The 26140-nt window shown below is 65.0% G+C and carries 27 protein-coding genes and 1 tRNA gene; 14 read left to right on the forward strand and 14 right to left on the reverse strand.

All coding sequences use genetic code 11. The features are described 5' to 3' along the window. The first annotated feature begins 13 nt into the window (after positions 1 to 13). Positions 14 to 1108 carry a phosphoribosylformylglycinamidine cyclo-ligase gene (gene purM, locus ACZ9GM_RS00215; protein WP_291476166.1) on the forward strand — a complete coding sequence of 365 codons (1095 nt, stop codon included), beginning with the start codon at positions 14 to 16 and terminating at the stop codon, positions 1106 to 1108. A 326-nt stretch (positions 1109 to 1434) separates the two neighbouring features. Here the strand turns inward: purM and ACZ9GM_RS00220 are convergent, their stop codons facing one another. Then, positions 1435 to 1617, reverse strand: coding sequence for a DUF3073 domain-containing protein (locus ACZ9GM_RS00220; protein ID WP_014009112.1), 183 nt, complete (start codon positions 1615 to 1617; stop codon positions 1435 to 1437). Positions 1618 to 1776: 159 nt separating this feature from the next. After that, the gene (gene ygfZ, locus ACZ9GM_RS00225) at positions 1777 to 2961 is read right to left on the reverse strand and encodes a CAF17-like 4Fe-4S cluster assembly/insertion protein YgfZ (RefSeq protein WP_291476164.1); all 1185 of its coding nucleotides are present in this window, start codon (positions 2959 to 2961) and stop codon (positions 1777 to 1779) included. A gap of 63 nt (positions 2962 to 3024) precedes the next feature. Here ygfZ and ACZ9GM_RS00230 point away from each other — a divergent pair, with 63 nt between their 5' ends. Further along, positions 3025 to 3945: an aminodeoxychorismate lyase gene (locus tag ACZ9GM_RS00230; RefSeq protein WP_291476163.1), complete on the forward strand. Its 921-nt coding sequence runs from the start codon at positions 3025 to 3027 to the stop codon at positions 3943 to 3945. Here the strand turns inward: ACZ9GM_RS00230 and ACZ9GM_RS00235 are convergent. Together ACZ9GM_RS00235 and ACZ9GM_RS00240 are read right to left on the reverse strand one after the other, a co-directional pair. After that, positions 3942 to 4616, reverse strand: a complete 675-nt coding sequence (locus ACZ9GM_RS00235) for a heme-binding beta-barrel domain-containing protein (RefSeq protein WP_476036946.1) — start codon at positions 4614 to 4616, stop codon at positions 3942 to 3944. The genes ACZ9GM_RS00230 and ACZ9GM_RS00235 overlap by 4 nt on opposite strands. Before the next feature lie 76 nt (positions 4617 to 4692). After that, on the reverse strand, positions 4693 to 5634 hold the full coding sequence (locus tag ACZ9GM_RS00240; RefSeq protein ID WP_291476161.1) for an LmeA family phospholipid-binding protein: 942 nt from the start codon (positions 5632 to 5634) through the stop codon (positions 4693 to 4695). A 185-nt stretch (positions 5635 to 5819) separates the two neighbouring features. Between ACZ9GM_RS00240 and ACZ9GM_RS00245 the strand changes: the two genes are divergently transcribed. The 9 genes from ACZ9GM_RS00245 (at position 5820) to ACZ9GM_RS00285 (ending at position 12264) form a co-directional block, all read left to right on the forward strand. Next, on the forward strand, positions 5820 to 6506 hold the full coding sequence (locus tag ACZ9GM_RS00245) for a response regulator transcription factor (protein ID WP_291476160.1): 687 nt from the start codon (positions 5820 to 5822) through the stop codon (positions 6504 to 6506). Between the two features lie 2 nt (positions 6507 to 6508). Then, positions 6509 to 7306 carry a mycothiol synthase gene (gene mshD / locus ACZ9GM_RS00250; RefSeq protein ID WP_476036947.1) on the forward strand — a complete coding sequence of 266 codons (798 nt, stop codon included), beginning with the start codon at positions 6509 to 6511 and terminating at the stop codon, positions 7304 to 7306. Continuing rightward, positions 7303 to 7503: a GNAT family N-acetyltransferase gene (locus tag ACZ9GM_RS00255; protein WP_476036948.1), complete on the forward strand. Its 201-nt coding sequence runs from the start codon at positions 7303 to 7305 to the stop codon at positions 7501 to 7503. The genes mshD and ACZ9GM_RS00255 overlap by 4 nt, the downstream gene beginning before the upstream one ends. 140 nt (positions 7504 to 7643) lie before the next feature. Further along, the gene (locus tag ACZ9GM_RS00260; RefSeq protein WP_476036949.1) at positions 7644 to 7784 is read left to right on the forward strand and encodes a hypothetical protein; all 141 of its coding nucleotides are present in this window, start codon (positions 7644 to 7646) and stop codon (positions 7782 to 7784) included. A 37-nt stretch (positions 7785 to 7821) separates the two neighbouring features. After that, positions 7822 to 8775 carry a phosphate ABC transporter substrate-binding protein PstS gene (gene pstS, locus ACZ9GM_RS00265; RefSeq protein WP_476036950.1) on the forward strand — a complete coding sequence of 318 codons (954 nt, stop codon included), beginning with the start codon at positions 7822 to 7824 and terminating at the stop codon, positions 8773 to 8775. A 20-nt stretch (positions 8776 to 8795) separates the two neighbouring features. After that, the gene (pstC, locus tag ACZ9GM_RS00270; RefSeq protein ID WP_291476157.1) at positions 8796 to 9920 is read left to right on the forward strand and encodes a phosphate ABC transporter permease subunit PstC; all 1125 of its coding nucleotides are present in this window, start codon (positions 8796 to 8798) and stop codon (positions 9918 to 9920) included. A gap of 6 nt (positions 9921 to 9926) precedes the next feature. Beyond that, a complete protein-coding gene (pstA, locus tag ACZ9GM_RS00275) occupies positions 9927 to 10853 on the forward strand; it encodes a phosphate ABC transporter permease PstA (protein ID WP_291476156.1) in 927 nt (308 codons plus the stop codon). Between the two features lie 24 nt (positions 10854 to 10877). After that, positions 10878 to 11654 carry a phosphate ABC transporter ATP-binding protein PstB gene (pstB, locus tag ACZ9GM_RS00280; protein WP_291476155.1) on the forward strand — a complete coding sequence of 259 codons (777 nt, stop codon included), beginning with the start codon at positions 10878 to 10880 and terminating at the stop codon, positions 11652 to 11654. A 73-nt stretch (positions 11655 to 11727) separates the two neighbouring features. Further along, positions 11728 to 12264, forward strand: a complete 537-nt coding sequence (locus ACZ9GM_RS00285) for an AAA family ATPase (protein ID WP_291476154.1) — start codon at positions 11728 to 11730, stop codon at positions 12262 to 12264. Here ACZ9GM_RS00285 and phoU read toward each other — a convergent pair. Beyond that, positions 12261 to 12998, reverse strand: coding sequence for a phosphate signaling complex protein PhoU (gene phoU / locus ACZ9GM_RS00290; protein ID WP_291476153.1), 738 nt, complete (start codon positions 12996 to 12998; stop codon positions 12261 to 12263). The genes ACZ9GM_RS00285 and phoU overlap by 4 nt on opposite strands. Before the next feature lie 117 nt (positions 12999 to 13115). Further along, positions 13116 to 14324 (reverse strand): tRNA dihydrouridine synthase DusB, encoded by a 1209-nt coding sequence (gene dusB / locus ACZ9GM_RS00295; protein WP_476036951.1) that lies wholly within the window; start codon positions 14322 to 14324, stop codon positions 13116 to 13118. Positions 14325 to 14635: 311 nt separating this feature from the next. Between dusB and ACZ9GM_RS00300 the strand changes: the two genes are divergently transcribed. The 3 genes from ACZ9GM_RS00300 to ACZ9GM_RS00310 all read left to right on the forward strand — a co-directional run bounded on the left by ACZ9GM_RS00300 (position 14636) and on the right by ACZ9GM_RS00310 (position 18163). Then, positions 14636 to 16138: a succinate CoA transferase gene (locus ACZ9GM_RS00300; RefSeq protein WP_291476151.1), complete on the forward strand. Its 1503-nt coding sequence runs from the start codon at positions 14636 to 14638 to the stop codon at positions 16136 to 16138. Between the two features lie 238 nt (positions 16139 to 16376). Beyond that, positions 16377 to 17879, forward strand: a complete 1503-nt coding sequence (locus tag ACZ9GM_RS00305; protein ID WP_291476150.1) for an acetyl-CoA hydrolase/transferase family protein — start codon at positions 16377 to 16379, stop codon at positions 17877 to 17879. 211 nt (positions 17880 to 18090) lie between these two features. Then, positions 18091 to 18163: transfer RNA gene (locus ACZ9GM_RS00310), tRNA-Lys, on the forward strand. A 52-nt stretch (positions 18164 to 18215) separates the two neighbouring features. Here the strand turns inward: ACZ9GM_RS00310 and ACZ9GM_RS00315 are convergent. From ACZ9GM_RS00315 to ACZ9GM_RS00350, 8 genes are all read right to left on the reverse strand, one after another. After that, positions 18216 to 18704 (reverse strand): tyrosine-type recombinase/integrase, encoded by a 489-nt coding sequence (locus ACZ9GM_RS00315; RefSeq protein WP_476036952.1) that lies wholly within the window; start codon positions 18702 to 18704, stop codon positions 18216 to 18218. After that, positions 18679 to 19422: a tyrosine-type recombinase/integrase gene (locus tag ACZ9GM_RS00320; RefSeq protein WP_476036953.1), complete on the reverse strand. Its 744-nt coding sequence runs from the start codon at positions 19420 to 19422 to the stop codon at positions 18679 to 18681. The genes ACZ9GM_RS00315 and ACZ9GM_RS00320 overlap by 26 nt, the downstream gene beginning before the upstream one ends. Before the next feature lie 727 nt (positions 19423 to 20149). Next, a complete protein-coding gene (locus ACZ9GM_RS00325; protein WP_476036954.1) occupies positions 20150 to 21742 on the reverse strand; it encodes a hypothetical protein in 1593 nt (530 codons plus the stop codon). Continuing rightward, entirely contained in the window at positions 21742 to 22416 is a 675-nt protein-coding gene (locus ACZ9GM_RS00330; RefSeq protein ID WP_476036955.1) for a hypothetical protein, read from the reverse strand. The genes ACZ9GM_RS00325 and ACZ9GM_RS00330 overlap by 1 nt, the downstream gene beginning before the upstream one ends. A 40-nt stretch (positions 22417 to 22456) precedes the next feature. Beyond that, the gene (locus ACZ9GM_RS00335; RefSeq protein ID WP_476036956.1) at positions 22457 to 22930 is read right to left on the reverse strand and encodes a hypothetical protein; all 474 of its coding nucleotides are present in this window, start codon (positions 22928 to 22930) and stop codon (positions 22457 to 22459) included. 783 nt (positions 22931 to 23713) lie between these two features. Then, the gene (locus tag ACZ9GM_RS00340; RefSeq protein WP_476036957.1) at positions 23714 to 24052 is read right to left on the reverse strand and encodes a hypothetical protein; all 339 of its coding nucleotides are present in this window, start codon (positions 24050 to 24052) and stop codon (positions 23714 to 23716) included. Positions 24053 to 24449: 397 nt separating this feature from the next. Further along, on the reverse strand, positions 24450 to 24758 hold the full coding sequence (locus ACZ9GM_RS00345; protein ID WP_476036958.1) for a hypothetical protein: 309 nt from the start codon (positions 24756 to 24758) through the stop codon (positions 24450 to 24452). A 128-nt stretch (positions 24759 to 24886) separates the two neighbouring features. After that, a complete protein-coding gene (locus tag ACZ9GM_RS00350) occupies positions 24887 to 25867 on the reverse strand; it encodes a hypothetical protein (protein ID WP_476036959.1) in 981 nt (326 codons plus the stop codon). Positions 25868 to 26140 lie beyond the last annotated feature (273 nt).

The raw sequence follows: 26140 nt of genomic DNA on the forward strand, positions 1-26140 counted from the left end.
ATAGGATGGGGCCGTGACTGAGACGAACGATTCATCCCTCCCCGACAACACCGACGCCACGGGCGCGAGCTACGCCGCCGCCGGTGTGGACATCGAGGCCGGTGACCGCGCGGTAGAGCTCTTCGCTCCGCTCGCGAAGAAGGCCACCCGACCCGAGGTCCGGGGCGGTCTCGGCGGCTTCGCCGGGCTCTTCGCCCTCGGGGAGTACGACAAGCCCCTGCTCGCCGCGGGTTCCGACGGCGTGGGTACCAAGGTCGCCGTCGCGCAGGCCATGGACAAGCACGACACCATCGGCCGCGACCTTGTCGCCATGGTCGTCGACGACCTCGTCGTCTGCGGGGCGGAGCCGCTCTTCCTCCAGGACTACATCGCCATCGGCAAGGTCGTTCCGGAGCACGTCGCCTCGATCGTCTCGGGCATCGCCGCGGGCTGCATCGACGCCGGCTGCGCCCTTCTCGGTGGCGAGACCGCCGAGCACCCGGGCCTCATGCAGGTCGGCGAGTACGACATCTCCGCCACCGCCGTCGGCGTGGTCGAGGAGGATGAGCTGCTCGGCCCGGACCGCGTCCGCAGCGGTGACGTCGTCATTGCGATGGCCAGCTCCGGTCTGCACTCCAACGGCTACAGTCTCGCCCGCCACGTCCTGCTGGAGCAGGCGGGTCTGCCGCTCGACGGCTACGTCGCCGACTTCGGCCGTACCCTCGGTGAGGAGCTGCTGGAGCCGACCCGCATCTACGCCAAGGACTGCCTGGCACTGGCCGCCGAGTGCGATGTGCACACCTATTCCCACGTGACCGGTGGCGGCCTGGCGGCCAACCTGGCCCGCGTGATCCCGGAGGGCTTCACCGCCGAGCTGGACCGTGGCACCTGGACCCCGGACCCGGTCTTCCACACCATCGCCCGCCTCGGCAAGGTCTCCCAGGAGGAGATGGACAAGACATTCAACATGGGTGTCGGCATGGTCGCCGTCGTCTCCGAGGAGGACGCCGAGCGCGCCCTCGCGATGCTGACCGCCCGCCACATCGAGTGCTGGAACATCGGTCGCGTCCGCGTCGCCAGGGACGATGAGCCGGAGCGCGCCGTGCTCACCGGCGAGCACCGCCGCTAGCTCCGCGTTCGACAGCAGCGCCGGGAGGATGTTACCGGGTTTCCGGAACGACCTCCCGGTGCTACTTCTGTACCGGGGCGGGCAGCGGCCGGGACCCGCGTGAGAAGTCGGTCAGGATCGGTCGATCCGGGTGTGTCGGGGACGCATAACCGGCCCGGCTTTTCACCGGGTTCTACGGTGGGGCGCGTGGGGACAGGGCGGGCCCGGGGCGGTCCCGGCGGAAAAGGGGTCCGAATATGCCGCGACCCCGCAGGCCGGTCGAGGCGGCGTGCGGGGTCGTACGGTGATATCAGAGGCTGAGTGGCCCCGGGGATGACGTCAGGGCGTCACCGGCCGGAATCGTCCGGGCCCCACTCCTCCCACTCGGCGTAGTCCTCTTCGGACGCCGCCTCATGCGGGTGTTCATTCGAGAGTTCACGCTGGAGACTGTCCAGGTCCATCTCGGGAGAGTTGTACTTGAGCTGACGGGCGACTTTCGTCTGCTTCGCCTTGGCGCGGCCGCGACCCATGGCCTACCCCCTCGGGTGTACTCGCGCAGCGGCCAGGGATTCAACCGCCTACGCATGTGTCTTGTATCTGTTCCTGGCACCACAATAGCGGGTGTCGGCGGAAATTTCAGAACCGACCCCCTGGACACACGGTCACCTGCAGTGGAACACCGAGCGCAGTCACCGACCCTTCAACTTGTTGACCGCCGCCCGCCCGGGCCGGACCGATCTGTCGACATGCAGGTCATCCCGGTCGATCGCCGCGTCCACCCCGTCGACCTGCAGTGGTGGGGCAGTTCCCTCGGCCGCAGCCTCGACGACGGCCCGCTTCACCAGGGCCAGGGCGACGGGGCCGTAGTCCGCGTCCTGGACGGGGGTGCCCATCCTGCCCACGGTGCGACCGCCGGCGGTCACGTCGGCGCCGATGTCCGGCAGACGACCGGCGGAACCGTCGAGCTGGAGCAGGACAAGCAGGCGGGGTGGTCGGCCCAGATTGTGGACCCGCGAGACCGTCTCCTGGCCGCGGTAGCAGCCCTTGTTGAGGTGCACCGCGGAGGCGGTGGGACCCTCGGCGGCGTCGGCCAGGCGGGTCGCCCCGTCGATCCCCGCACCGATCCAGGCGGGGACCTCATGGGGGATGAGCCGTTCATCGGTGTCCACACCCAGCACCGGGAGACGGTCGCGTAACCGCCAGGCATCGACGGCTGCACTACCGGTCGGGCGCGCGCCGGCCTCGACCAGGGCATCCCAGACCGCCGGCAGATCCGACAGCGGCACCCAGAGGTCAGTGACCGGCACCCCGGAGGTCACCCGGGTGCGCCAGAAATCGGCCGCCGGGGCCAGTGGGGTCGTGGTCCCGGCATGGCCGGGTCCGGGGAAGTCGGGGTCGGCCTCCCGGCCCAGCAGGGACAGTCGTGCCAGCCCGGGACGGCTGATCTCCACCTGCGCCCAGAAGACCATCCTGCGCAGGAAGTCCTCCAGTGCATCGGCATGGTCGGCGGCGACATCCAGAAGCACGGCGGGGGAGCCGTCGAGATCCACGATGCTGATCCCGAACTCCTGCTCCACCCGTCCCTGCGCGTCCAGCAGCAGTCCGTCAGTGGCGGTACCGGGCTCTGCGGCGTCCACCTTCTGGGAGATGAAACCGTTGAGCCAGCTGCGTGCCTCATCCCCGGTGACCAGCAGTGCGACCCGGTCCCAGCCGTCGGTGAGACCGGCGGAGCCTTCGTCGACCCGGGTCTGTTCGATCAGCGGGGCGCCGTAGTGGCGGGCGGTGACGGACTCCACCCCTGAGCCGTCCTGTGTGCTTGCCGCCGCGACATGGGCGACGATCGGCGAAACTTGCGAGGCACTCACGTCATCCACTGTAGACCCTTGCAGGTGTGCCCGCCGCAAGTCCGGCCGACGGCACAGTCCTAGGATGGCCCCATGGATGTCCCCACGACCACCTCCGCCCCCCTCGGTTCCCGCGCCGCCGTCGCCGTCCACCCGGCCGGTGACGCCGCCCCGGAGCTGCTCGACCCGACCCTGCCGGCCCTCTACATCGACGACCTCGCCGCCGTACGCGGTGACGGCGTCTTCGAGACACTCATGGTCCGTGACGGTGCGGTGCGCAACCTCGACCGGCACACCGCACGATTCATCAACAGTGCCGCGATGCTCGACCTGCCCACCCCGGACACCGGACGCTGGCACGCCGCCACCGATCTCGCCCTGGAGCACTGGGTGGCCTCGGGCGGCGGCGACGGATCGCTGCGGTGGATGTACTCCCGTGGCCGCGAGACGACCGGTGAGCCGACCGGCTGGGTGACCGTCGCCCCCGAGTCGCCGGCCGTCGCCAGGGACCGGGAACAGGGAGTGCGGGTGATGACCGCCCAGCGCGGGTACAGCCTCGACATCACGAAGGACGCCGCCCCCTGGGCCCTCGTCGGCGCGAAGACCCTCTCCTATGCGGCGAACATGGCGGCGCTGCGTTACGCGAAGAGCCACGACCTCGACGATGTCATCTTCATCGGTGACGGGGAACGGGTGCTCGAAGGCCCGACCTCCACCGTCATCGTGGCCCGGGACCGCGACGGTGTCCGGAAGATCCTCACCCCGCTGCACGAAGTCGGCGTCCTCCCGGGAACCACCCAGGCCGCGATGTTCCGCCTTGCGGGAGAGGCCGGCTGGGCCTGCTCCGAGGCGCCGCTGACCGTCGATGACCTGCGGGACGCCGACGGCGTCTGGCTGCTGTCCTCGGTGCGCCGTTACGCCCGGGTCACGGCCCTGGACGGTACCCCCCTGGGCCGTCCGGTCTGCGCCGACGAGATCGAGGACCTCGCCACACGCGCCGCCGAAGGACGCTAGCCCATCACGCGGCTGAGCTCGGCGGACATCCACGGGGTCAGGCCACCCTCAGCGTCGGAGCCGTCCTCGGCGCGGGCGATGCGCTCGTCGACCCAGCCGAGGTTGTTGTTCGGCATCAGGCCGTAGAGCCGCTTGCCCGGGCCCAGGGTGGACGGTCCGGTCTCGGTGACCATGGTGGACGCACTCTCGAGCTGCCAGGCGCGTTCGGTGAGCGGCTTGCCGTACATGATCTCCACCGCACCGTCGCTGTGCGCGGTGACGAACTCGATGTTGTCCTCGAGGTCGATGCGCAGGAAACCGGTCTCGCGGCGGTCCGGGCCGACGGCATTGCCCTCCTCGTCGAGCCGCCAGATGCGGGAGGAGTAGCTGATGTAGTTCTCGCCGTCGTGCGCGAAGACCAGCTGCTGGCCGAAGGCGTAGGGGTCGGAGCCGTCGGTGGGGGCGGCATTGCCCTCACCCCGCCAGACTCCGATGAGGGGGAGCAGGGCCAGCAGACCGTCGTGCAGGCTCGGGCCCTGACGCAGGTTAGCCGTGTCCTCGGCGACGGGGAGGTCGCCGAGGGAGGGGATGTTGCGGTCCGCGGTGTTCTTCGCCTGTTCGGTGGCGCGGGCGACAGCCTCGTTGCCGTCGATGGAGGGGGTCTCGGGGGAGTCACTCATGGCGTCCAGCATACGGAACGGTCTCAGCGACCCGGGAAGTCCCCGGAGCAGCCGGAGACAGACCCTGGAGCAGTTCCCGGAACAGTCCCTAGAGCCCGGCCTGTTCGTCTGTGGCCAGCGGGGCCGAGCGCGGTGCCAGATCGGAGATCCCGACCCGGGTGTAGTTCTGCTCCGACTCGATGTACAGGGCGCCGCCGTTGACGTACACCCGGCCCGGCTTCGTCCCCAGCGGCAGACTGTCGCCGGGGAGTTCCAGGGTGAAGGCCTCCATCACACGCTCGCGGGTGGCGTCGTCGAGGGCGTTCTTCTTCCCGTCGCCGCGGGAGGAGTCTCCGTCGACCGAACGGATCTCGGTCGGCAGCAGACGGACATCACCCTCCCAGACACGCAGCCGCATCCCGACATCCACCGGGCCGTCGATGCCGGGCACATTGTCCGGCGTGGCGGTGAAATAGGCCTCGGTCTCCCAGCCGCCGGAGGGTGAGATGTCCTCCACGCCCTGGACGTTGAGGTCGGAGAAGCCGTCCTCACCGTTGTCACCGCCGGTCATCAGACCGCCGAGCGCCACCGGGTCGAGCTGGAGGCGGGTGAAGACCTTGCGGGCCGGGGCGTCCTCGAAATCGCCGGAGAGGATCTCGTCGCGGGTCAGCGTCACCTTCTCGGCCGAGGAGGTCACCGACACCCGGGCGAAGCCGGGGACCTCGACATCACGGGCCTCCACCGACACCGAGGTGAGCTCGTGGGACCAGAGGGACGCACTGACCGGCATGCCGCCGATCTGCACGGCCGGGGGAGAGGCGAGCTTTGAGTCATGGAGGATGCGCTGCGAGATCTCGCGCTCCACCTTCGCGGCGAAGAGACTGTCGCCGACCACGGCCACCCCGGCCAGGGCCAGGACCACCACGACGACGGTCACCAGGACACGCACCGGGCGGTGGGGGCGGCGCGTGCTGTCCGTGCTTCCCTTGCCGCCCTCGCTGTCCCGGCTGCGGCGGGGCTCGGCCTGCTCTGGCTCAACGGTCTCGGTCACCGGTCCAGCATAGAGGAGTGGCGGGTGTGGACGGGTGTGCCGGTGGACCGGGTGGCGCGAGTGCAGTGTTACGGGGACGTTTCCGGAGTTTTTCGCCTCGCCTCTCGATGGGAGAGCCACTTTCCACCCGTGTAATCTCGTGGTGGTCACAGAGAAATCGACGTGAAGTGGGAAGGACGCCGGCCGTGAAACTGACCGTGCTCTCGGAGAAGGACGACATCGCGCAGGTCCTGCCTTCACTGGCTCTGCTGTCCCATGAGACCGTGCTGTTGGATTCGTCCGCGGCCTCCGTCCGCGAGGTGGGGGACGCGGAGATCGTCCTCATCGACGTCACCGGCCGGAACCTGCTGGGTATCCGCGACCTCTGCCGCTCCGTCGCCGCCGCGTACCCCACCCTCCCGGTGGCCGTCGCGATCGAGGAGACCAGCGTCATCGCCCTCGACGGGTCCTGGGCGGTGGACGATTTCATCCTCCCCAGCGCCACCCCCACCGAGGTGGATGCCCGGCTGCGGATGCTCATGACGCGTCGCCCCGTCCCCGTCGAAGAAGCCGAGGACAGTCAGGTCGCCTCCATCGGCGGGCTCATCGTCGACGAGGTCACCTACGTCGCCCGCGTGGAGGGACGCCCCCTCGACCTCACCTACAAGGAGTTCGAGCTCCTCTACTTCCTCGTCAAGCATGCCGGCCGCGTCTTCAGCCGTGAACAGCTGCTCCAGGACGTCTGGGGCTACGACTACTTCGGCGGCACCCGTACCGTCGACGTGCATGTCCGCCGGCTGCGTGCCAAGCTCGGTCACGACTACGAGAAGGTCATCGCCACCGTGCGTAATGTGGGGTACAAGGCCGTGGACATCAGCGCAGACGGGAGATAGCGGTGGACAGTTACCGGTGGCTCGAGGACGGGCCCGCAGGACAGCAGAGGACCTGGCGTGAGGAGCTCGCCGAGCTGCTCGACGCGGTCTCCGCGGCAGACGGCGTGCCTGCGCTCTCCGAGGAGTTCGTCCGGGCGCTCGAGGAGGGGACCGGACACCGACATCTCCTCGCCGTCGACAGCGGCAGTGGCGCGGAGCGCGTCATCGGGGTCCTGGCCGTGGACGTCCCCGACGTGACCGATGCCGGTGGTACCGCCGAGATCGCCGTGCACCCGGATTTCCGCCGACGCGGCACGGCCGCCGGCCTGCTGCGTGAGGCGGGAAGGGGCCTGGACCCAGAGTCGCAGTTCAGCATCTGGGCCCACGGCAACCTCGACCCTGCCCGGGGGCTCGCCGCCGACCGGGGCGCTCGCACCGTACGCGAACTGCTGAAGATGACCGTGTACTGCGGTGTCGACGATCCGGCCCGCACACCGCTGGTGGAAGGGGCCGCCGCCGCGCCGACCGCCGTGACGGACGCGGGACTGGAACTCCTCGACTACCCGGCGGCCTGTGAGGAGTTCGGGGCCGACCTGGTCGACGCCGAGTGGCTCCGCGTCAACAACGAGGCTTTCGCCTGGCACCCGGAACAGGGCGGTTGGGATGTCGACCGGCTGCGGCGGGCGCGGGAAACCGACTGGTTCGATCCCCACGGTGTCCTCATGCTGTGGAGCCGCGACGACACAACCAGGGACCGCAGTGTGCCGGGGTGCACTGGACGAAACTTCCGGCAGACGACACCCACGGCGAGGTCTACGTGATCTGTCTCGCCGACGCCGTCCGCGGTCAGGGCCTCGGTGGCCCGTTCACCCTGCTGGGCATCGGGTACCTCATCGACGCAGGCGCACAGGCCGTCGACCTCTACGTCGAGGGCGACAACACCCCGGCCGTCGCGACCTACCGGCGGCTGGGTTTCGAGATCGTCCACCGGGACGTCGTCTACCGCGGCATGGTGTAGCGGGGTCTCCCCACAGCAGTTCACGGAGAGTTCATCCGGGTGGTGGTTGGCGTCCACCTCGGGCAGTTAGGGTCAACGGTGACCATCACGACGACCAGTCACGACGACGAGTCGAGAACCGTTGAAAGAGGAACCATTCCGTGAAGACCGTGAAGTACACCGCTGCCCTGGCCGCAGTGGCCGCCGGCTCGCTCCTGCTCACCTCCTGCTCCAACTCCGGCAACCGGGGATTCCAGTGCGGACGCCACCTCCACCTTCGATCTCACGGGCACCACCGGTGAACTCCAGGGTGAAGGCGCCAGCTCCCAGCAGAAGGCCATGGAGCAGTTCGGTGTGGCCTACCAGTCCGCCGTCCCGGGGGCGTCGCTGTCCTACAACGCCACCGGGTCCGGTGCCGGTCAGAAGCAGTTCATCGCCGGCCAGGTCGACTTCGGCGGCTCCGACTCCCCGCTGAAGGACGACCAGGTCGCCGATGCGGCGAAGCGTTGCGGCGGGAACGACGCCTGGCACCTTCCGCTCGTCGTTGGCCCGGTCGCCGTCGCCTTCCACATCGACGGCATCGACGAGCTCAACCTCTCTGTCGACACCGTCGCCAAGATCTTCAAGGGTGAGATCAGCAACTGGAACGACCCGGCTATCGCCGCAGAGAACGAGGGCGTCGACCTGCCCGACCTTCCGGTCAGCGTCCTGTACCGGGCGGAGGAGTCCGGCACCTCCGACAACTTCCAGGACTTCCTCAAAACCGCCACCGACGGCTACTGGGACACCGAGGGCAAGACCTTCCCGACCAAGGTCGGTTCCGGTGCCCAGGGCTCCTCCGGTGTCGCGGACCAGGTGAAGGCCACCAACGGCGCCGTCACCTACGTGGAGTCCGGCTACGCCGACGCCGCGGGCCTGGGCATCGCGGCCCTCGACTTCGGCGCCGGCCCGGTCGAGCTGAACACGGAGAGCGTCAACAAGGCCCTGGCCGATGTCTCCTTCACCGGTGAGGGCAACGACCTGATCGTCGACTCCGAGGCACTGTTCGCCTCCAAGGAGGCCGGTGCCTACCCGCTGGCCCTGACCACCTACGAGATCGTCTGCTCCGACGGCTACGACGACGAGACCACGTCCCGGGTGAAGGACTTCCTCCACACCATCCTCGACAACCAGAACGATGCTCTCGAGGAGGCCGGCTACGTGCCGCTGTCCGGCACCTTCCGCGACAAGCTGGTCACCGCCGTCGACGCGATCGGCGGGTCCGACTCCGACTCCGCCGGCACCACCGAGTAACCGACAGGACTGCAACCTCCATGTCCAGCACTGAACGTGACGGCCGTGACGGCCGTGACGCCGAGGACGTCGTAGTCGACGGAACCGTCGCCACCGACGCCACCGGTACCGACGACGGGCCCCCGACCGGGGACGCCGCCGAGGCCGCGCCCGAGTCGTCCGACCGGCCCGGCACCGCCGGACTCGCCACGAGGCGATCACGACGGGCCGGTGACCGGATCTTCGAGAGCCTCACGACGGGCTCCGCGGTCCTGATCACCGTCTTCATCGCCGCCATCGCGATCTTCCTCATCGTCCAGGCGGTCCCCGCCCTGGCGAAGGAACGCGACGGTATCGGCGCTTTCTTCACCTATTCCGGCGCCTGGAACCTCAACTACACGTCCAACGACGGCGGGTGGATGGAGTTCGGCATCCCGAACCTCTTCTTCACCACTGTCCTGGTGTCCGCCCTCGCCCTGGCGATCGCCATGCCGGTGGCCCTGGGTATCGCGATCTTCCTGTCGAACTACTGCCCGAAGCGGCTGGTCCGTCCCCTCGGTTTCATGGTCGACCTGCTCGCCGCTGTGCCGTCCATCGTCTTCGGCATCTGGGGCATGCAGGTGCTCGGCCCGTCACTCGGCGGCATCTTCGAGTGGATCCACGGCTGGGCCGGGGGTTTCTTCCTCTTCCAGTGGGACCAGCAGACCTCCCCGGCCTTCTCCACCAGCCGGAATGTCTTCACCGGTGGCGTGGTCCTGGCGATCATGATCCTGCCGATCATCGCTGCGACCACACGTGAGGTCTTCATTCAGACACCCCGCGGGCACATCGAGGCGGCACTCGCCCTCGGCGCGACTCGGTGGGAGGTCGTCCGACTGACGGTTTTGCCCTTCGGACGCTCCGGTTACGTCTCCGGTGCGATGCTCGGCCTCGGCCGGGCCCTGGGCGAGACGATGGCACTCTACATGGTCATCGCGTCCGCCCCGGGATTCCGATGGTCGTTGTTCGACGGAGGCACGACCTTCGCCACCGCCATCGCCAACGCCGCGCCGGAATTCAACGACGACACCAAGGCCGGCGCCTACATCGCCGCAGGCCTGGTCCTCTTCGCCCTGACCTTCATCGTCAACGCGGCGGCCCGCACGGTCGTCAACAACAGGAAGTAGGACGCCATGTCCCTCGGAACGGCATCCCGCAACTCGCCGCACGCCGACCTGGCGCCCAGCGGCTTCACCGACATCGCGGCGTCCCGCAAGCGCAAGGACCGCGCCGCCACCGTCATCGTCTACTCGATGATGGGCGTGGCCCTCATCCCGTTGGTCTGGGTGCTCGTCGTCCTCGTCGCCAAGGGGCTGCCGGCCGTCCTCGACGTCGGCTGGTGGTCTTTCGACATGGCCGGACAGCTGTCCAACCAGGCCGGTGGCGGCATCAGCCACGCCATCATCGGCACCCTGACCCAGGCCCTGGTCACCACCGTCATCTCCGTGCCGGTGGGTGTGCTCACCGCCGTGTACCTCGTGGAGTACTCCCGCGGTGGGTGGCTGGGCAGGGTCACGACCTTCATGGTCGACATCCTCACCGGTGTGCCCTCCATCGTCGCCGCACTGTTCGTCTACGCGCTGTGGATCGCCCTGTTCGGGTTCTCCCGCTCCGGATTCGCCGTGTCCCTGGCTCTGGTGCTGCTGATGGTCCCGGTGATCGTCCGCAACACCGAGGAGATGCTGCGCATCGTGCCCATGGACCTGCGCGAGGCCGCGTACGCCCTGGGTGTGCCGAAATGGAAGACGATCGTGAGGATCGTGCTGCCCACCGCCCTGTCCGGCATCATCACCGGCATCATGCTCGCCGTGGCCCGCATCATGGGCGAATCCGCTCCGGTCCTGATCCTCGTGGGCGCGACGCCGGTGATCAACTGGAACGTCATGGAGGGCAACCAGAACTCCCTGCCGCTGTTCATGTTGGAGATGTACAAACTGCAGGCCAATGATCAGGTGCTCGCCCGCCTCTGGGGCGCGGCACTGACCCTGGTGCTCATCATCGCCGGACTGAACCTCGCCGCCCGGTTCATCTCCCACCGCTTCTCCGTCAAGACCGACTGACCTCCACCGACTAAGGAACACACCATGGCCAAGCGACTCGATCTCAGAGACGTCAACATCCACTACGGCGACTTCCACGCGGTGCAGAACGTGGACCTGCAGGTCCCGCCCCGGTCCGTGACCGCCTTCATCGGCCCCTCCGGTTGCGGCAAGTCGACCGTGCTCCGCTCGCTCAACCGGATGCACGAGGTCATCCCGGGCGCGTACGTCGAAGGGGAGATCCTGCTCGACGGGGAGAACATCTACGACCGGCGGATCGATCCCGTCGCCGTGCGCAACACCATCGGCATGGTCTTTCAGAAGGCGAACCCGTTCCCCACGATGTCCATCGAGGAGAATGTCGTCGCCGGCCTGAAGCTGTCGGGGGTGAAGAACCGGAAGAAGCTCGCCGAGGTCGCCGAGAAGTCCCTGCGCGGGGCCAACCTGTGGGAGGAGGTCAAGGACCGCCTCGACAAGCCCGGTGGCGGACTCTCCGGCGGTCAGCAGCAGCGACTGTGCATCGCCCGGGCCATCGCCGTCGAGCCCGAGGTGCTGCTCATGGACGAGCCGTGCTCCGCCCTGGACCCGATCTCGACCCTGGCGGTGGAGGACCTCATCCACGAGCTGAAGGAGGACTTCACCATCGTCATCGTCACCCACAACATGCAGCAGGCCGCACGCGTCTCCGACCAGACCGCGTTCTTCTCGCTGGAGGCGGCAGGACGCCCCGGGCAGCTCGTCGAGGTCGGCCCGACCAAGAAGATCTTCGAGTCCCCGGAGCGTCAGGAGACCGAGGACTACATCTCCGGCCGCTTCGGCTGATCCGGCGGTGCCGGCAGGGGACCACCCCCGTCCGCTTTTCGTGCCACACTTGAGGCGTCGAAAGGAGTATGTGATGGAACCGGTACACATCGTTCTCATGGGGGTCAGCGGCAGCGGCAAGGCGGCGCTGGCCGAGGAGCTGCAGCGGCGCACGGGGTACACCGGCGCAACCGCCGAGGAACTGCAGCCCGAGGAGGTCCGCCGGAAGATGGCGGAGGGAGGCTTCGTCTCCCCGGACGACCGCCTGCCCTGGGCGTACGCCATCCGTGACTGGCTCACCGGGCAGGCGCAGCAGGGGAACTCGACGGTGGTGGTGAGCCTGGGGCTGGGACGCCGGGCCCGCGACATCTTCCGCGAGGCGGAGGGGTTCGTCTTCTTCGTCCACGTTGAGGGGACCCAGGACGTCATCCGTGAACGCATCCGCCGGAATACCGGGAAACTCCCGGATGCGGCCGAGGACGAGGTGCTGCGGCGTCAGTATGTCGAGCTGGAGCGGCTGCGGGCGGACGAGCCCGGCGTCCGGGTGGATGCCACCCGCGAACCCGAGGTGCTGGCGGACGCTGCACTGGTCGCACTCTCGGTGGCACGCAAGGCCGGCGCCGACACCTAGAAGGCGTCGGAACCGTAGCGGCGGCGGATCTCGTCGAACTGCTCCCGCATGGTCTCCTGCTGTTCCTCGGTCCGCAGGGCGGTCTCGTACTCCTCCGGCTGCTTGCCGGTTGCCAGGTAGACCACCCGGGTACCGATGTTCACGGCGTGGTCCGAGTACCTCTCGAAGAACCGGGAAAGCAGGGTGACGTCCACCGCGACTGACACGGGGAAGGGCCATTCGCGCTTCGTGGTGAGCTGGAACATATGCTCGTGGAGGTCATCGACCGCGTCATCGTCGAGTGCGAGTTCCATCGCCTTCTCCGGGTCATAGGTGACCAGGACGTCGTGGAGCTTCGCGCCGATCTCGTCGGTCAGCCGGGCCATCTCCCGGAAGTAGGGTTCGATCTGCTCCGGCAGGGTGTGGTCGGGGTGGTGACGCCGCGCGGTCCGCGCGACATGCACCGCCAGCGCCGCCATCCGGGCGAGATCCTCGACGATGTAGGTTCCCGAGACGACCTGGCGAAGGTCACGCGCGACCGGGCCCTCCAGGGCCAGTAGCTCGAAAGAGGTCTGCTCCGCCTTCTTCCGCAGCTCCTCGACCCCGTCGATGGAGCTGAGGACCGTCTCGGCCTTCTCGATGTCGGCCTCGAAGAGGGCCAGGCAGGCCTCCGACATCATTGTGCGGACCCGGTCCGACATCACGGAGAGGTCGTGGGCGAAGGCCCGCATCTGTTCCTGGTACACGGTGCGCATGGCGGACAGTCTACGTGGATCGGACGCGCTCGGCCCGCACGACGCGGAAACTTCACGCTCCGTTCATGTAGGAGACGCCGATGGTGGGAATGGCCCACATATGTCGGCGTTCGCCCACTACCCGCCGTTGTTGGCGGCATCCTCCACGTCTTCGGTGACGCCGGCGCAGTCCTCCCACGGATCCTGGAGCCAGTCATGCGGCAGGGAGACCTTACCGGGTGATCCCTGTCGGCCGCGGGCGCTGTCCGCCTCCGCGGCCAGCGCGTCGGACTCCCAGATCGGGTCGAGCACCTCGCGCAGGTCAGCGAGGCTGTTGATGCTCCCCAGCTGACGCCGCATCTCGCCACCGGCCGGGAAACCGCGCAGGTACCAGGCGATGTGCTTGCGGATGTCTCGGCTGGCGTACTTCTCGCCGTCATGGTCGGCGAGCAGCTCGGCGTGACGGAGGATGATGTGCGCGACCTCGCCGAGAGTCGGCTCCGCGGGAATCTCCTCGCCGCGCAGGTGGGCGGAGAGTTCGGCGAACAGCCAGGGCCGGCCCAGGCAGCCGCGTCCCACGACGACGCCGTCGCATCCGGTCTGCTCCATCATCGCTGCGGCGTCCGTGGCCTTGAAGACGTCACCGTTGCCAAGCACCGGGATGCCGGTGCCGTCCATGTGCTCCACGAGGCGGGCGATCTCACCCCAGTCCGCGGTGCCGGAGTAGCGCTGCGCGGCGGTACGTCCGTGCAGGGTGACGGCGGCCGCGCCCTGGTCGGCGGCGATGCGGCCGGCGTCCAGGTGGGTGTGGTGCTCGTCGTCGATGCCGACGCGGAACTTGACTGTGACGGGGATGGCGTCCGGGCCGGAGGCGCGTCCGGCGTCCGCCACGCCCTTGACCGCTGCACCGACGACCGCGGCGAAGAGCTTCCGTTTGTAGGGCAGGGCCGAACCGCCGCCACGGCGGGTGACCTTGGGGACCGGGCAGCCGAAGTTCATGTCGATGTGGTCGGCCCGGTCCTCCTCGGCGAGCATCCGGGCCGCCTTGTAGGTGTACTCCGGATCGGTCGTGTACAGCTGCAGACTGCGCGGGGACTCGTCGGGTCCGAAGGTCGTCATGTGCAGTGTCTTGGGGTTGCGCTCGACGAGGGCGCGGGCCGTGATCATCTCGCAGACGTAGAGGCCGGACGCGGACCCGGTGCGCTGTTCCTCCTGCTCGCGGCACAGGGTGCGGAAGGCGACATTGGTGACTCCGGCCATGGGTGCCAGGACCACCGGGGACGCCAGTTCGAGAGGTCCGATGGTCAGGGCGGGGGTGGACGTTGTCGCCGTGGTTGCTGCAGTCACCGTCCGATTCTCACACCGTGGGCGTTGCCGGGGCAATTCCCCGGCGCTACGTCTGACCTGAATGCTTGTTCAGGGTTATGGACAACGCGGGTGTAGTACCGGGGGTGGGTAAGGGGAACCTCGTTTTCCAGTGATCTCGCACGCCTAACTAGGGTGGGGGTGGAGCGTGTCACAGTCGGCGTTTTGTCGGCGGAAAACCCTGCCGAATCGCCGACGATGCGGTATCGCGTCCCATCTGCCATACTTGGGCGGCTGAGTACGCGTTTGATCAGAAAACAACGATCACGCAGAGATAAATACAAGGAGAGTCAGTGTCAGAGCGCATCAGGAACCAGTCCCTGAAGTCCAAGGTCATGTCCGCCGACGAGGCGGTGCAGTTCATCGACAACGGTGACATGATCGGGACCTCCGGTTTCACCGGTGCCGGCTACCCCAAGGGCATGCCCGCGGCCATCGCCGCCAAGGCGAACGAGGCGCACGCCCGCGGCGACGAGTGGGCCGTGAAGATCCTCACCGGCGCCTCCACTGCCCCGGAGAACGACGGCGTGCTGGCTGAGGCGGACGCCGTGAGCTTCCGCTCCCCGTTCAACACCGACCCGAAGATGCGGGCCAAGATCAACGAGGGCAAGGTCAAGTACACCGACATCCACCTCTCGGAGCTCGGCATGTACGTCCAGGAGGGCTTCTTCGGTCACATGGACGTCGCCATCATCGAGGCCGTCGCCATCCGTGAGGACGGCTCCATCGTCCCGTCCTCCGCCGTGGGCAACAACGTCGAGTACATGGATGCCGCCGACCGGATCATCATCGAGATCAACGAGTGGCAGGACCTCGAGCTCGAGGGCATGCACGACATCTACCGTATGCCGATGCCGGGTTCCCGCGTCCCGCTGCCGATCTGCAACCCCGGTGACCGCATCGGTGGTACCTCCATCGACGTCGACCCGGAGAAAATCGTCGCGATCGTCCACACCGACGGCCCGGACCGCAACGCCCCCTTCCGTCCCGTCGACGAGACCTCCGAGGCCATCGCCGGTCACCTCCTCGACTTCCTCGACGGTGAGGTCCAGGCCGGTCGTCTGGCCTACGACCGCCTGATCCTGCAGAACGGTGTCGGCAACGTGCCGAACGCCGTCCTCGCCGGCCTGGAGGACTCGAAGTTCGAGAACATCACCGCCTACACAGAGGTGATCCAGGACGGCATGCTGGACCTCATCGACTCCGGCAAGATGTCTTTCGCCTCCGCGACCTCCTTCTGCCTGTCGCCGGACGCCGCCCACCGGATGAACCAGGAGGCCGACCGCTACCGCAACCACATCGTGCTGCGTCCCCAGCAGGTCTCCAACCATCCGGAGGTCATCCGCCGACTCGCCCCGATCGGCATCAACGGCATGATCGAAGCCGACATCTACGGCAACGTGAACTCCACCAACGTCGCCGGCTCGAAGATGATGAACGGCATCGGCGGCTCGGGTGACTTCACCCGCAACGCCTACATCTCCTCCTTCGTCACCCCGTCCGTGGCCAAGGGTGGCGACATCTCCGCCATCGTGCCTTTCGCGTCCCACATCGACCACGCCGAGCATGACGTCAAGCTCGTCGTCACCGAGCAGGGCTACGCCGACCTGCGTGGCCTGTGCCCGCGTGACCGCGTGAAGAAGATGATCGACATCGCCGCACCGGAGTACCGGCCGCTGCTGGAGGAGTACGTGGAGTTCGCCTCCAGGTCCAAGGCCCAGCACACCCCGCACGACCTCACCCGTGCCTTCGAGTTCCACACCCGCTTCCTGGAGACCGGTTCCATGAAGAAGTAGCCCCTCCCGCCGCCTCCTGGCGGTACCGGGCCACGGACCCGCCGACGCCCCCGCGTCCGGCGGGTTTCTGCATGTCCGGGGCCAGCGACAGGGTGACTGCCTCTCCGCCACCCCCGAATGGAGCCGATTCGGAAAGTATGTTTCATGATCCATATAATGGACGTCACGTTGATGGACATATCGTGAGTCCCATCACTATGTACGGTGACCACCGAAAACACCAAGGAGAGAGCACACAATGTCAGACAGGATCGCCCACCCCGGACTGCGCGCAAAAGTCATGACCTCTGATGAGGCGGCCACCTTCGTCAACGACGGAGACCTCGTCGGAATGTCAGGCTTCACCGGTGCCGGCTACCCCAAGGTGCTGCCGACCGCGATCGCCAGGCGGGCCAGGGAGTTCCACGACCGCGGCGACAGTTTCTCCATCTCCCTGCTCACCGGTGCGTCCACCTCCGCCGAGCTCGACGGTGAGCTGGCTGAGGCGGACGCGGTGAAGTTCCGCGCCCCGTACCAGTCCGACCCGATCATGCGTGACAAGATCAACTCCGGTCAGATGAAGTACGCGGACATCCACCTGTCCCACCTGGGCATGATGGTCCAGGAGGGCTTCTTCGGGAAGATGGACGTCGCCATCGTCGAGGTCACCAAGATCCTCGAGGACGGCCGCATCGTCCCCTCCTCCTCGGTGGGCAACAACGTCGAGTACCTCGACGCCGCAGATAAGATCATCCTCGGTGTGAACTCCTGGCAGTCCGAGGATCTCGAGGGGATGCACGACATCTACCGCATCCCGCTGCCAGGGCACCGGCAGCCCATCCCGATCACCGAGGTCGGTGACCGGATCGGCAGCCCGTACATCGACATCGACGTCAACAAGGTCGTCGCCGTCGTCGAGACTGATTCCCCGGACCGCAACGCCCCCTTCAAGCCCGCCGACGAGACCTCCAAGAAGATCGCCGGTCACTTCCTCGACTTCCTCGAGGGTGAGGTCCGGGCAGGTCGCCTATCCTACGACCGCTACATCATGCAGTCCGGTGTCGGTAACGTCCCGAACGCCGTGATGGCGGGCCTACTGGACTCGAAGTTCGAGAACATCACCGCCTACACCGAGGTCATCCAGGACGGCATGCTCGATCTCATCGATGCCGGCAAGATGACGGTGGCCTCGGCGACGTCGTTCTCCCTGTCGCCCGAGTACGCGGAGAAAATGAACCGGGAGGCGAAGCGCTACCGGGAGAACATCATCCTGCGTCCGCAGCAGGTCTCCAACCACCCGGAGGTCATCCGCCGACTAGGCCTCATCGCCACCAACGGCATGATCGAGGCGGACATCTACGGCAACATCAACTCCACCAACGTCATCGGCTCCCGCGTGATGAACGGTATCGGTGGTTCGGGTGACTTCACCCGTAACGCCTACATCTCCTCCTTCATCAGCCCGTCGGTCGCCAAGGGGGGCGCGCTCTCGGCGATCGTGCCCTACGTGACCCACACGGACCACACCGAGCACGATGTCATGGTCGTCATCACCGAGCACGGCTACGCCGATCTGCGTGGTCTGGCACCGCGTGACCGTGCGGAGAAGATGATCGCCATCTCCGCGCCGGAGTACCGGCCGCTGCTGGAGGAGTACGTCGACCGTGCGGGTCAGGGCGAGTTCCTGCAGACCCCGCACGAGCTGGCACACGTCTTCGACTTCCAGAAGCGGTTCGTGGAGACCGGCTCGATGTTGAAGTAGGCTCTTCGGCTCCCCCCCGGGGCGAGCTTCCCGGACAGCCACGGTGCGGCTGCCGTGGCGTCCGTGATGAGGGTGGGACATGTCCACTGTGGCTGGTGGCATGTCCCGGTTTCGTGTTCTACCCGGTGTCCTGCACCGTGTCTGCACTGCGTCGGGGGCAGGCGCACACCTGTGGTGGGGTGTGCGCTACACTCTCTTTCGACAGTGGTACGGGCCTTTAGCTCAGTTGGTAGAGCTACGGACTTTTAATCCGCAGGTCGTGGGTTCGAGCCCCACAGGGCCCACCGTCACAACTAAATACCTGGTCAGCATCGGTTTTCGGTTAGATTCTCACTGTCACTCTGCCGTCAACTGACTGCTCCCGCCCGAATCCTCGGGTAGTGGTAGGGAAGCAGGGCCCGACAGCGCCGCAATCACGGCCTCTGAATTCAACGCTACCGCAACCGCGGCTCGGTCTGCGGGCATTGCCCCCACATAGTGTCGAAGGGTCGTGCTCACAGTGCTGTGTCCGAGGTTCGCGGACAACGCCGCAACGGATACACCAGCGGCCACGGACAAAGACGCGTACGAGTCGCGAAGGGTGTGAGCAGTGGCCGGGGGAGTGATGTTCGCTCGCCTACATGCCGGAGTAAGTACACGGTTCCGGAAGTTCCCGTTGGACAACCTGGTACCAGCTGAAGTCTCGAAGACCAGAGCTTGTCCTTGCTTGCCTCTAGTCGCACTAACTGGCCACTGCAACAGCACAGAACCATCACCGTAGCGATCCGACCACAAGGCCAGCAGGCGAGACCTCACCACATCAGGCAGGAACACCCCGACGCTCATGAGTCTTGGTTGGCCCCAGCTCCACCGGCGTTTCTGCTCCTACCCGGTACGCCTTGTCAACACTCACCACGAAGCCCTCCTGCTGAAAGTCTGACCAGCGCAAAGCAGTTGCTTCACCCCAACGCAGGCCGAGATAGGCCAAGGTGAGGATCAGAACCTTGTCCTGCTCAGTGCCCACCTCATGAACAAGAGCAGCGATCTGCTGATGAGACAAAGGACGAGGCTTGCCTGGTTTCACGCCATGAACCGTGACCTTCGCCACTGGATTGACCGACAACGCCCGATCATCAACCGCGGTAGACACCACCGCCCGAAGAACTCCCAGAGCGAGCCTCGCTGTACTCGGTGACCTACGCTTCGTCAGTTCATTGACCCACTGCTGTACCGCAGCGCGAGAAATCATCTTCACCGGCAAATTGCCGAACTCGGGGAGAACATGATTACGCAGCAGACTATCCTCACGCTTGACAGTGGCAGGTGCCACCTCCGGTCGCAGATCAACATAACGATCCGCCCACCAGGAGACCGGACGACGCGCACCCACAACGTCGAGGAGACCCTCACCACGTTCCAGACGGCGCTTCTGCTCACGCTCAAAGGTGGCTGCGTCCTCACGACGACTGAAGGTCTGGGAGACCGCCGGCTTCCCACCAACCCAGATGATCACTCGCCAGGTGACTCTGCCCGTATGGGCGGACACACGCTTCTCAATGCTCACCGGATCACCACCTCCGGTCCTGATAGCGGGATCTGCGCGGCACCGGATCAGGTGAGGATGGCTGAGAGTGATCAGGGTCGGCCTGACGGGCGATCCGCGCCTCAACATCCGAGAGCCGCCAGCGCAGACGAGCACGACTACCCGTAGACAAGCGCACAGGAGCTGGATCACCGTCCTGACGGTGGGTAATGAACCGACGACGGACGGTCTCAGGGGTTGAACCGAGGAGCTCGGCCACAACACGGGTCGGGACCAAGGACTCCGCTGTCTCAGGTTGACTCTTCATCGCTACTTCCTCTCTACGGCCCGGCTTCCACCGAGCGCTACCGCGCCAGACTCCGTCTGGCTTGCTTCATGGACAAACACCCCGCCAGCGACACCGCCGGCCAACGGGAAACACACCACCGGACACACACCCAACCGACGTTTCCGGGGAATCATCAGGTCGCCTGCACGGGGCACACAAGGGTCGGCCCGCTCCTCTCCTCCGGCCCTGCGCGTGCCCTTTCGCTTCGCACGGGCACGCTCCGGACCATCGGCCCCCGCGGACCTCCGGCAACCCTCCGCTTCGCTCCGGGCCGCCAGCGGCCACACCCGCCTCGTGCACCCCTCACCCGGCCACCACCACGGTCCCCGCCAAGAACCACCCGACGAACACCAGGCACACACGCCCAGTACTGCCACGCACTCGACAGGAACCACGACGACGACCACAACCAGAGACCCCTCAGTCATCCTCACCATCAGGCGAAGAAGGATCAGGAGAACCAGAAGAAGGAGGCTCCCAACCCCAACCAGCATCACCAGCAGAAGAAGAAGCAGGACCAGACTTCGGCCTACCGTACTGAGCAAGAAAAGCCTCGATGTTCTTCTCCGGCATGTAAAACGCACGGGCCTGAATTAAATCACCAGACTCACTGCCAACCACACAGGCCCCGATATTTTCAGCGCTGATTTCCGTCGGAGATGGTGCACCGTCTGGAGTTTCTCCCAGTACCATAAGTGCCTGTTCGCGCGTAGTGCACCTAAAGGCCACCCTCCTGCCGCATAAGTCTCTAATGGCGGTAGGAATCGACGAAGAGTCCGGCTTCTGGCTGGCCAGGAGCACGTGGACTCCAGCCGACCGGCCCCTTTTCACCAGGTCTTTCACCAGCGCAATAACCCGCTCAATAGACTCCTTTTCCTTCTTCGACCTCCCAGAGGATTCGAAAAAAGCCTGACATTCATCGATAACGATAAGTTCAACCGGACGCTCAGAAGTAAGTTCAGAATTCCAAAAATTTGACTGTCCAGTTAGAACCTTATTCGTCTGAACTCTTTCACACATCAGAGACTGTTTACTCTCTAGAATCTCGATAAGAGAATCGAAATCAGTATCGTCATTGAAGAATAGATCTACATCCTTTTCGAGCGACTCATAGTCACTCGCCCCCTTGCCGTCGATGACCGTCACATTAACACGAGGATCGCAGAGTAAAGGTGTCAAAAAGGCAGAAATCATTGCTGATTTCCCCGATCCCGGGAGCCCCGCGACCAGGCTGGCTGCATGTCCTGACAGAGATAGAGGTTGGGACTTGCCGAACTCGTCATAGAACACGTACACGGACATGGTGTCCCAGTCCACCGCAGGGGGCATCGTGATCACCTGAGGTGAATCCAGAGCCGTGACCCTCTTCTCGGTGAAGAAGTCGATCTCCCAGACAGAGTTCGTGACGCGTCGGAGCTGGAAGTCCGCGGCCTGGACAACAGGTAGAGCCAACTCCACCTTCTTGGCGACGTTCTCCTCGGTGGCACCCGCCAAGGGCAGGTCCATCCACAGCATGTTCTTGTCGAAGTCGAAGCGCGCGGGATACTCGCGCTCGTCAGACCAGGAGACGAGGCCCATCTCACGCAGCAGCGCGTTGCCGAACTCCAGTTCCTTGCGGACACGCCGACGGATCAGCAGACGGTGAATGTCACCACCAACCGGTGCTCCGTAGAGCACCCAGCGGATAGCCCGGTTGTCGTACGAGACCTTCAGAAGCTGGCATGCCAACCAGGTGAAGAAGAGGACGACGCCGAGGGTGAACACCCAACCGCCGAGAAGGCCCGCGGCCACCAACCAGATCAAGGTGACGTACGAATGAGTGACCACGTAGACGACGATCTTCAACCACCAGATGAGCCCAAAGTCGGGGTACGGCTGTTCTCGGAGACGAGCACGACGATCAAGATCATCAGCACGGGTACGAGCATCCCGCCACTCCTCACGAGCAGTGGGACGATGCTCCGGACGACGAGCATCATCATCGCCGAACAACCCCTCGAACAACCACGCCATCAGAGTCGTCCCATGAATCCGGCTCGTGCGAAGAACTCCGCAGCATCGGAATGGTGACCCGCACGACGCTCCGAGCGAGTGCGATCAGCCACCGTCCGAGCCACAGCCCCCAGCTCTCCATCGGTCTCCAGGGCGAAATGATAGGTGGCCCGATCCATCTCATCGCCCGACACAATGTCGTCAGCCAAAATATCGTCGGCGCGGAGGATTTCGCTATCGCGAGGCTCACGAATGACGCGCTCAAAAACCCGGGTCAGAGCCTCGCTGCTGATGCGGTGCTCGCCCCCGGTCCGCAACGTCACCATTGCCGGCTGACCGCTCTGCGTCCACACCAGGACACGCAGACGCACCCGAATGGCCTGTTCAACCGGATTTTTCAGCCACCCCGTGTAGTCCGCCTCATAGAAGATCTCATCTGGGATGTGCGCGAGCGCCTCGACACAGTAAGACAGCTGGACGGGACCATCCGCGGTCTCGTACGTGACCTGCCATCCACCACCCACACGCAGCACATCGACATCGACCACACCACTGAGATCAGGGGCAGGAATCTCGCAAGCCGCGTCGTACTCCTCCACGGCCCGCATCGAGGCACGATGCGGCTTTCCGTCAGCAAACACCCGCTCAAAGAAAACGTGGTCACGGGCAGAAACAGGGACATATCCAGAGGTCATAATGTACTCCTAAATAGAATCGTAAAGTGAAAAAATAGATCTAGTCTTCGAGAATCGCCTCAGCGCTGTAGATATACGCCTGAATAAGGTCCTCCTGGACCGCAGTCGTCGCCCACTCGACGAAGACCGGCAGCTCCTCCCCGTCAGTCAAGCCGGCGATCCGCCGAGCCTCCCGATACACCCGCTCAACCAGCCGCGGGAAAGTGTCCGCCTCTACGGCAATGCCCTGCCCCTCGACAGTCCCGATGTACCGGCCCTCGTCGCACATGGCCTGAGCACACACACCACGCCGCGTCACACGCCGCTCCACCGCATCACGCACCGCCAGCGGAGTATCCAGCCACACAGCGGAAGGGATTTCCTGGATGCTAGAGCCGAGACGCATACGCACGGCGTCAGCCCTCTCGTCGTAAGCAGTCTGACGAGCCTCCAGCGCCGCCCGCTCCCGAGCCACAGCAGCAGGATCGACGTCGAAACGCTCCCTGAGCTGGTCGTTCGTCGAGTAGTCGGACATCACGCCGCCTCAATCTCGCCCTCGAACCACATGCCGGTCCGTGCCCGGTCGCCCTGAGCCATGCCCCACGGACGAGCGATGACAGAGTCGCCGACGAATCGCACGCATCGCCCGGAGAGAAGTCCGGCTTGACCTGCGAATATGGCTTGAGATCGAGCTGCGCGAGACCCTCACCCGGGCGCTGCACCAGCAGCGTCAGGAGCCACCGCGGCGTCCCGTCGGATTTCCGCGTCTGCTGGACCGCCTGACCTGCCACGAACTGTGTGACAGGCGTCACATCAGCCACCTGGATACTCCAGTCGTCCGTAGACACGGCGACCGCCTCGATTTTCTGGATAGCCATCAGGGCTCCGATCAGTAGATGTCGTACCCGGCCGGATGACCGGGCACGCACACCACTGTGGCATGCTGCCCCCACTCTACCGCCGCTCCGCACTGTGCTGAACTGGGAAAACGTGTCGACAGGACCAGTTTTCTACCCCCGAAAATACGCCAGATTTTTCTCGTTAGAGTCCCCAATCTCGATCCATGTATAAGAAATTCAAATTCACATGGCGCGATGTATCAAATTCTCCTGTAAGGTTCGGACGCCCTGCCGCCTCCGCCACGACCTCCGCCGTTCAAGGCAGAATCACCCCCGAACACACCAAAAGCCGCCGACAGGCCCCAACGGCCCAAAACCGTCCCAAATTATCTATATTTTTAGAACTAGACCGATAGATACAAGACCTCTCAACCTCGCCCTGGAAGCTCACCCCGAACTCTGGCGAAGTACTGACGACCCTACCCAGACGCTCCGCCCACTCCTGACCCAGCCGAGCCCGGTCCCCCCTCGTCGAACGCCTTCAAGCGCTCCATCAAGCCAGACGCTCCCTCAACCGTCTTCCGAGCTAGCTCATCAAACCGCTCATACGCTTCCCGCTCAGTCTCCATGCGAGGCCCCTCCAGAATCTCAACAAGAATGTCAACCTCATCAGCATCGATGCCTGCCTGGTAGGCAATCGCCTCACGCATCTCCTCAGCCGCACCACTCAAACTCTCGGTCTGAGAAACCGCCCCCACCTCAGCACACTCCAACACCCACACATCACCGGTACCCCGCTGAGCAGTCACAGTGAACACCCGTCGTCCCGTACCCCTAGTCACATCCATCATCCTTCCAACTCACTCCGAGTCCCTCGGTGAATCGAACGTAGTCTCGAAGCACATTTATCACGATGCCGACCCCCTCGATGGAAAGTGTTGCTTTCGTTCAGCTCTTCGCCCAGCAACGACTGATTGTCGTCGAAGAGCCTGTCGACGCCAGACCGCACCAGATCGGTGCAACCTCTTTCGTCTACTTGGATGAAGCGACGTTCTTTTCCAGCATTATTGGTCATATTCATCATCCTCTCCTAGAAAACTGTCCCTGAACAGCCGTGATCTGCTGAGAACTCAGCCCATTGGTGGCGACACGACGGCGCAGCTCTGCCGCTCGCGGAGAGCTGCCGTACCCCCGACGTTCCAGCAGTTCTGCGTCTCAGAACAATGCCACGACAGACATCGCCGCACTACAGGCAAGGGTCAAAGCCAGCACCTTTAAGTACCACTGCCACGTTGTGTCTGTGGCATGAGCGCGGCGGAACAGCGCCGCTATCGGCCAGAGAAACACGATGTGCGCGACGACAGCGACAGCGAGCCAGACCAGCGAAGCTTGGAGCAGGAAGGTTGCCAGAAACGGAAGAACGATGATGGAGTAGAGGATCGCGACAACGCTTTGAAGCACTGGTCCAGACAGAAAAGCATCGAACGCAGCCGACAACTCTTCTCGTGGCGTTCGCTTGCGCATGTGCCTACCCATGTGCGGAACCTACCCTTGCCTGTGAATCGTGGTTGAATTGAAACTTGGTCTCGACCCATATCGAGGGGATCAGATTGCCGTGCTCAAATCAGCTCGTGAGTGATCTTGAATTATTCCTAGAACAACCTGCCCTGAACAGCCGTGGCTTGCCGTGTCAGCACACTCCCTTGCACCAGCTTACGACGAAGACCCTCACGCCAAGCCCGCTCACGCTCCATACGCGACCACACCCGCCGAGAAGTGGTCACCTCACGATCCTCCAGACGCTCATCCACCGCAGATCTGGAGACCATAACCATGGTGTGTTCAATGCCCAACTGGGTCAGCACCTCATGGCTCACCTGCACCGCTTCCTGCGGAGACGACGCGGCGGCCACAGCCTCCACCACCTCCAGGCGCAACGGGACATTCGACTGAATCTTCCGCCACTGATCCGCGGTCACCTCAGCCACCGTCCACGACTCGACCTGCTCCTCACCAGCCTCGACCAGCTCCTCATCGGTCAGATCAGCGATGCCAAGAGCCTCCTTCGCCCTCTTAGACCAAGCCATCTGCCGACGACCCCTACTACCCTGCTCCCACTCCCGCCACAACGCCACATCCTCCCGATCAGGCCGCTGACCAGCACGACGAGCCTCACCAATGTCGAGCAGAATCTGAAACGGCGTCCTGGACTTCTTCCTACCGACCTTGCCAAGACCACCTGACATCTCAGCACCCAGAGACTGAGCCATGCCCTTAGCGACATACCCAGCCACATCCTCAGCATCTTGACCAGTACCCGCCTGACGAAGATCAACACCATGCTCATCAGAAGGAGCATCCAATCCCTTGCGCTCAGCCGCCGCTGACCACCGGTCGAAGAGTCTCTGGCGCAGCTGGACCAGCTCCAGGTCGCGGAGCCGGCGGTCAGTCAGAAGCAGAGCATGAATATGCACATGCCAACCATGCCTACCGATTGTCGCTTCTACCGACTTGATGAAGTGAACAATCCCGAAGAGAGCTTTGTCGCCCTGAGACCGAGCACCACCACGCCATGCCGCAGTACCGGTCACTCCACGCCAGCAGTAAGAGAGAGCATCCCAGAGAGTCTTCAACGACTGAGCCTTCCTATGACGAAGAGTGAGAGTAAGAAACTGGACACTGTGACCAGGTGTTTTAGTCCAGTTCTGAACAGCAGCGGTGGTTTCAGCAGTACGCAGAGACGCAATGTTCGCCGCGGACACCGGAGAGGCCCACACAGAGTGAGAGTCCTGAAGAGAGGCCCACCGGGCAGACCCCTCACCCCGCCACTGCAAACTCGCCTGAGCAGCACCAGGGGCACGCCACCGGTGACACCCAGCGAGCGTCTTGTTCTTGGTGACCGACCA

Source organism: Corynebacterium sp. UD i78, assembly GCF_056280545.1.

Bases quoted from the DNA above. Each gene is read 5' to 3' on its own strand.
- ACZ9GM_RS00325 (WP_476036954.1), bottom strand. From the start codon at position 21,742: ATGGCGTGGTTGTTCGAGGGGTTGTTCGGCGATGATGATGCTCGTCGT.
- phoU (WP_291476153.1), bottom strand. From the start codon at position 12,998: ATGCGCACCGTGTACCAGGAACAGATGCGGGCCTTCGCCCACGACCTC.
- ACZ9GM_RS00335 (WP_476036956.1), bottom strand. From the start codon at position 22,930: ATGTCCGACTACTCGACGAACGACCAGCTCAGGGAGCGTTTCGACGTC.
- pstS (WP_476036950.1), top strand. From the start codon at position 7,822: ATGGAGCAGTTCGGTGTGGCCTACCAGTCCGCCGTCCCGGGGGCGTCG.
- ACZ9GM_RS00235 (WP_476036946.1), bottom strand. From the start codon at position 4,616: ATGCTGGACGCCATGAGTGACTCCCCCGAGACCCCCTCCATCGACGGC.
- ACZ9GM_RS00330 (WP_476036955.1), bottom strand. From the start codon at position 22,416: ATGACCTCTGGATATGTCCCTGTTTCTGCCCGTGACCACGTTTTCTTT.
- ACZ9GM_RS00230 (WP_291476163.1), top strand. From the start codon at position 3,025: ATGGATGTCCCCACGACCACCTCCGCCCCCCTCGGTTCCCGCGCCGCC.
- ACZ9GM_RS00315 (WP_476036952.1), bottom strand. From the start codon at position 18,704: ATGAGCGTCGGGGTGTTCCTGCCTGATGTGGTGAGGTCTCGCCTGCTG.
- pstA (WP_291476156.1), top strand. From the start codon at position 9,927: ATGTCCCTCGGAACGGCATCCCGCAACTCGCCGCACGCCGACCTGGCG.
- ACZ9GM_RS00285 (WP_291476154.1), top strand. From the start codon at position 11,728: ATGGAACCGGTACACATCGTTCTCATGGGGGTCAGCGGCAGCGGCAAG.
- pstC (WP_291476157.1), top strand. From the start codon at position 8,796: ATGTCCAGCACTGAACGTGACGGCCGTGACGGCCGTGACGCCGAGGAC.
- pstB (WP_291476155.1), top strand. From the start codon at position 10,878: ATGGCCAAGCGACTCGATCTCAGAGACGTCAACATCCACTACGGCGAC.
- ACZ9GM_RS00305 (WP_291476150.1), top strand. From the start codon at position 16,377: ATGTCAGACAGGATCGCCCACCCCGGACTGCGCGCAAAAGTCATGACC.
- ACZ9GM_RS00345 (WP_476036958.1), bottom strand. From the start codon at position 24,758: ATGCGCAAGCGAACGCCACGAGAAGAGTTGTCGGCTGCGTTCGATGCT.
- ACZ9GM_RS00220 (WP_014009112.1), bottom strand. From the start codon at position 1,617: ATGGGTCGCGGCCGCGCCAAGGCGAAGCAGACGAAAGTCGCCCGTCAG.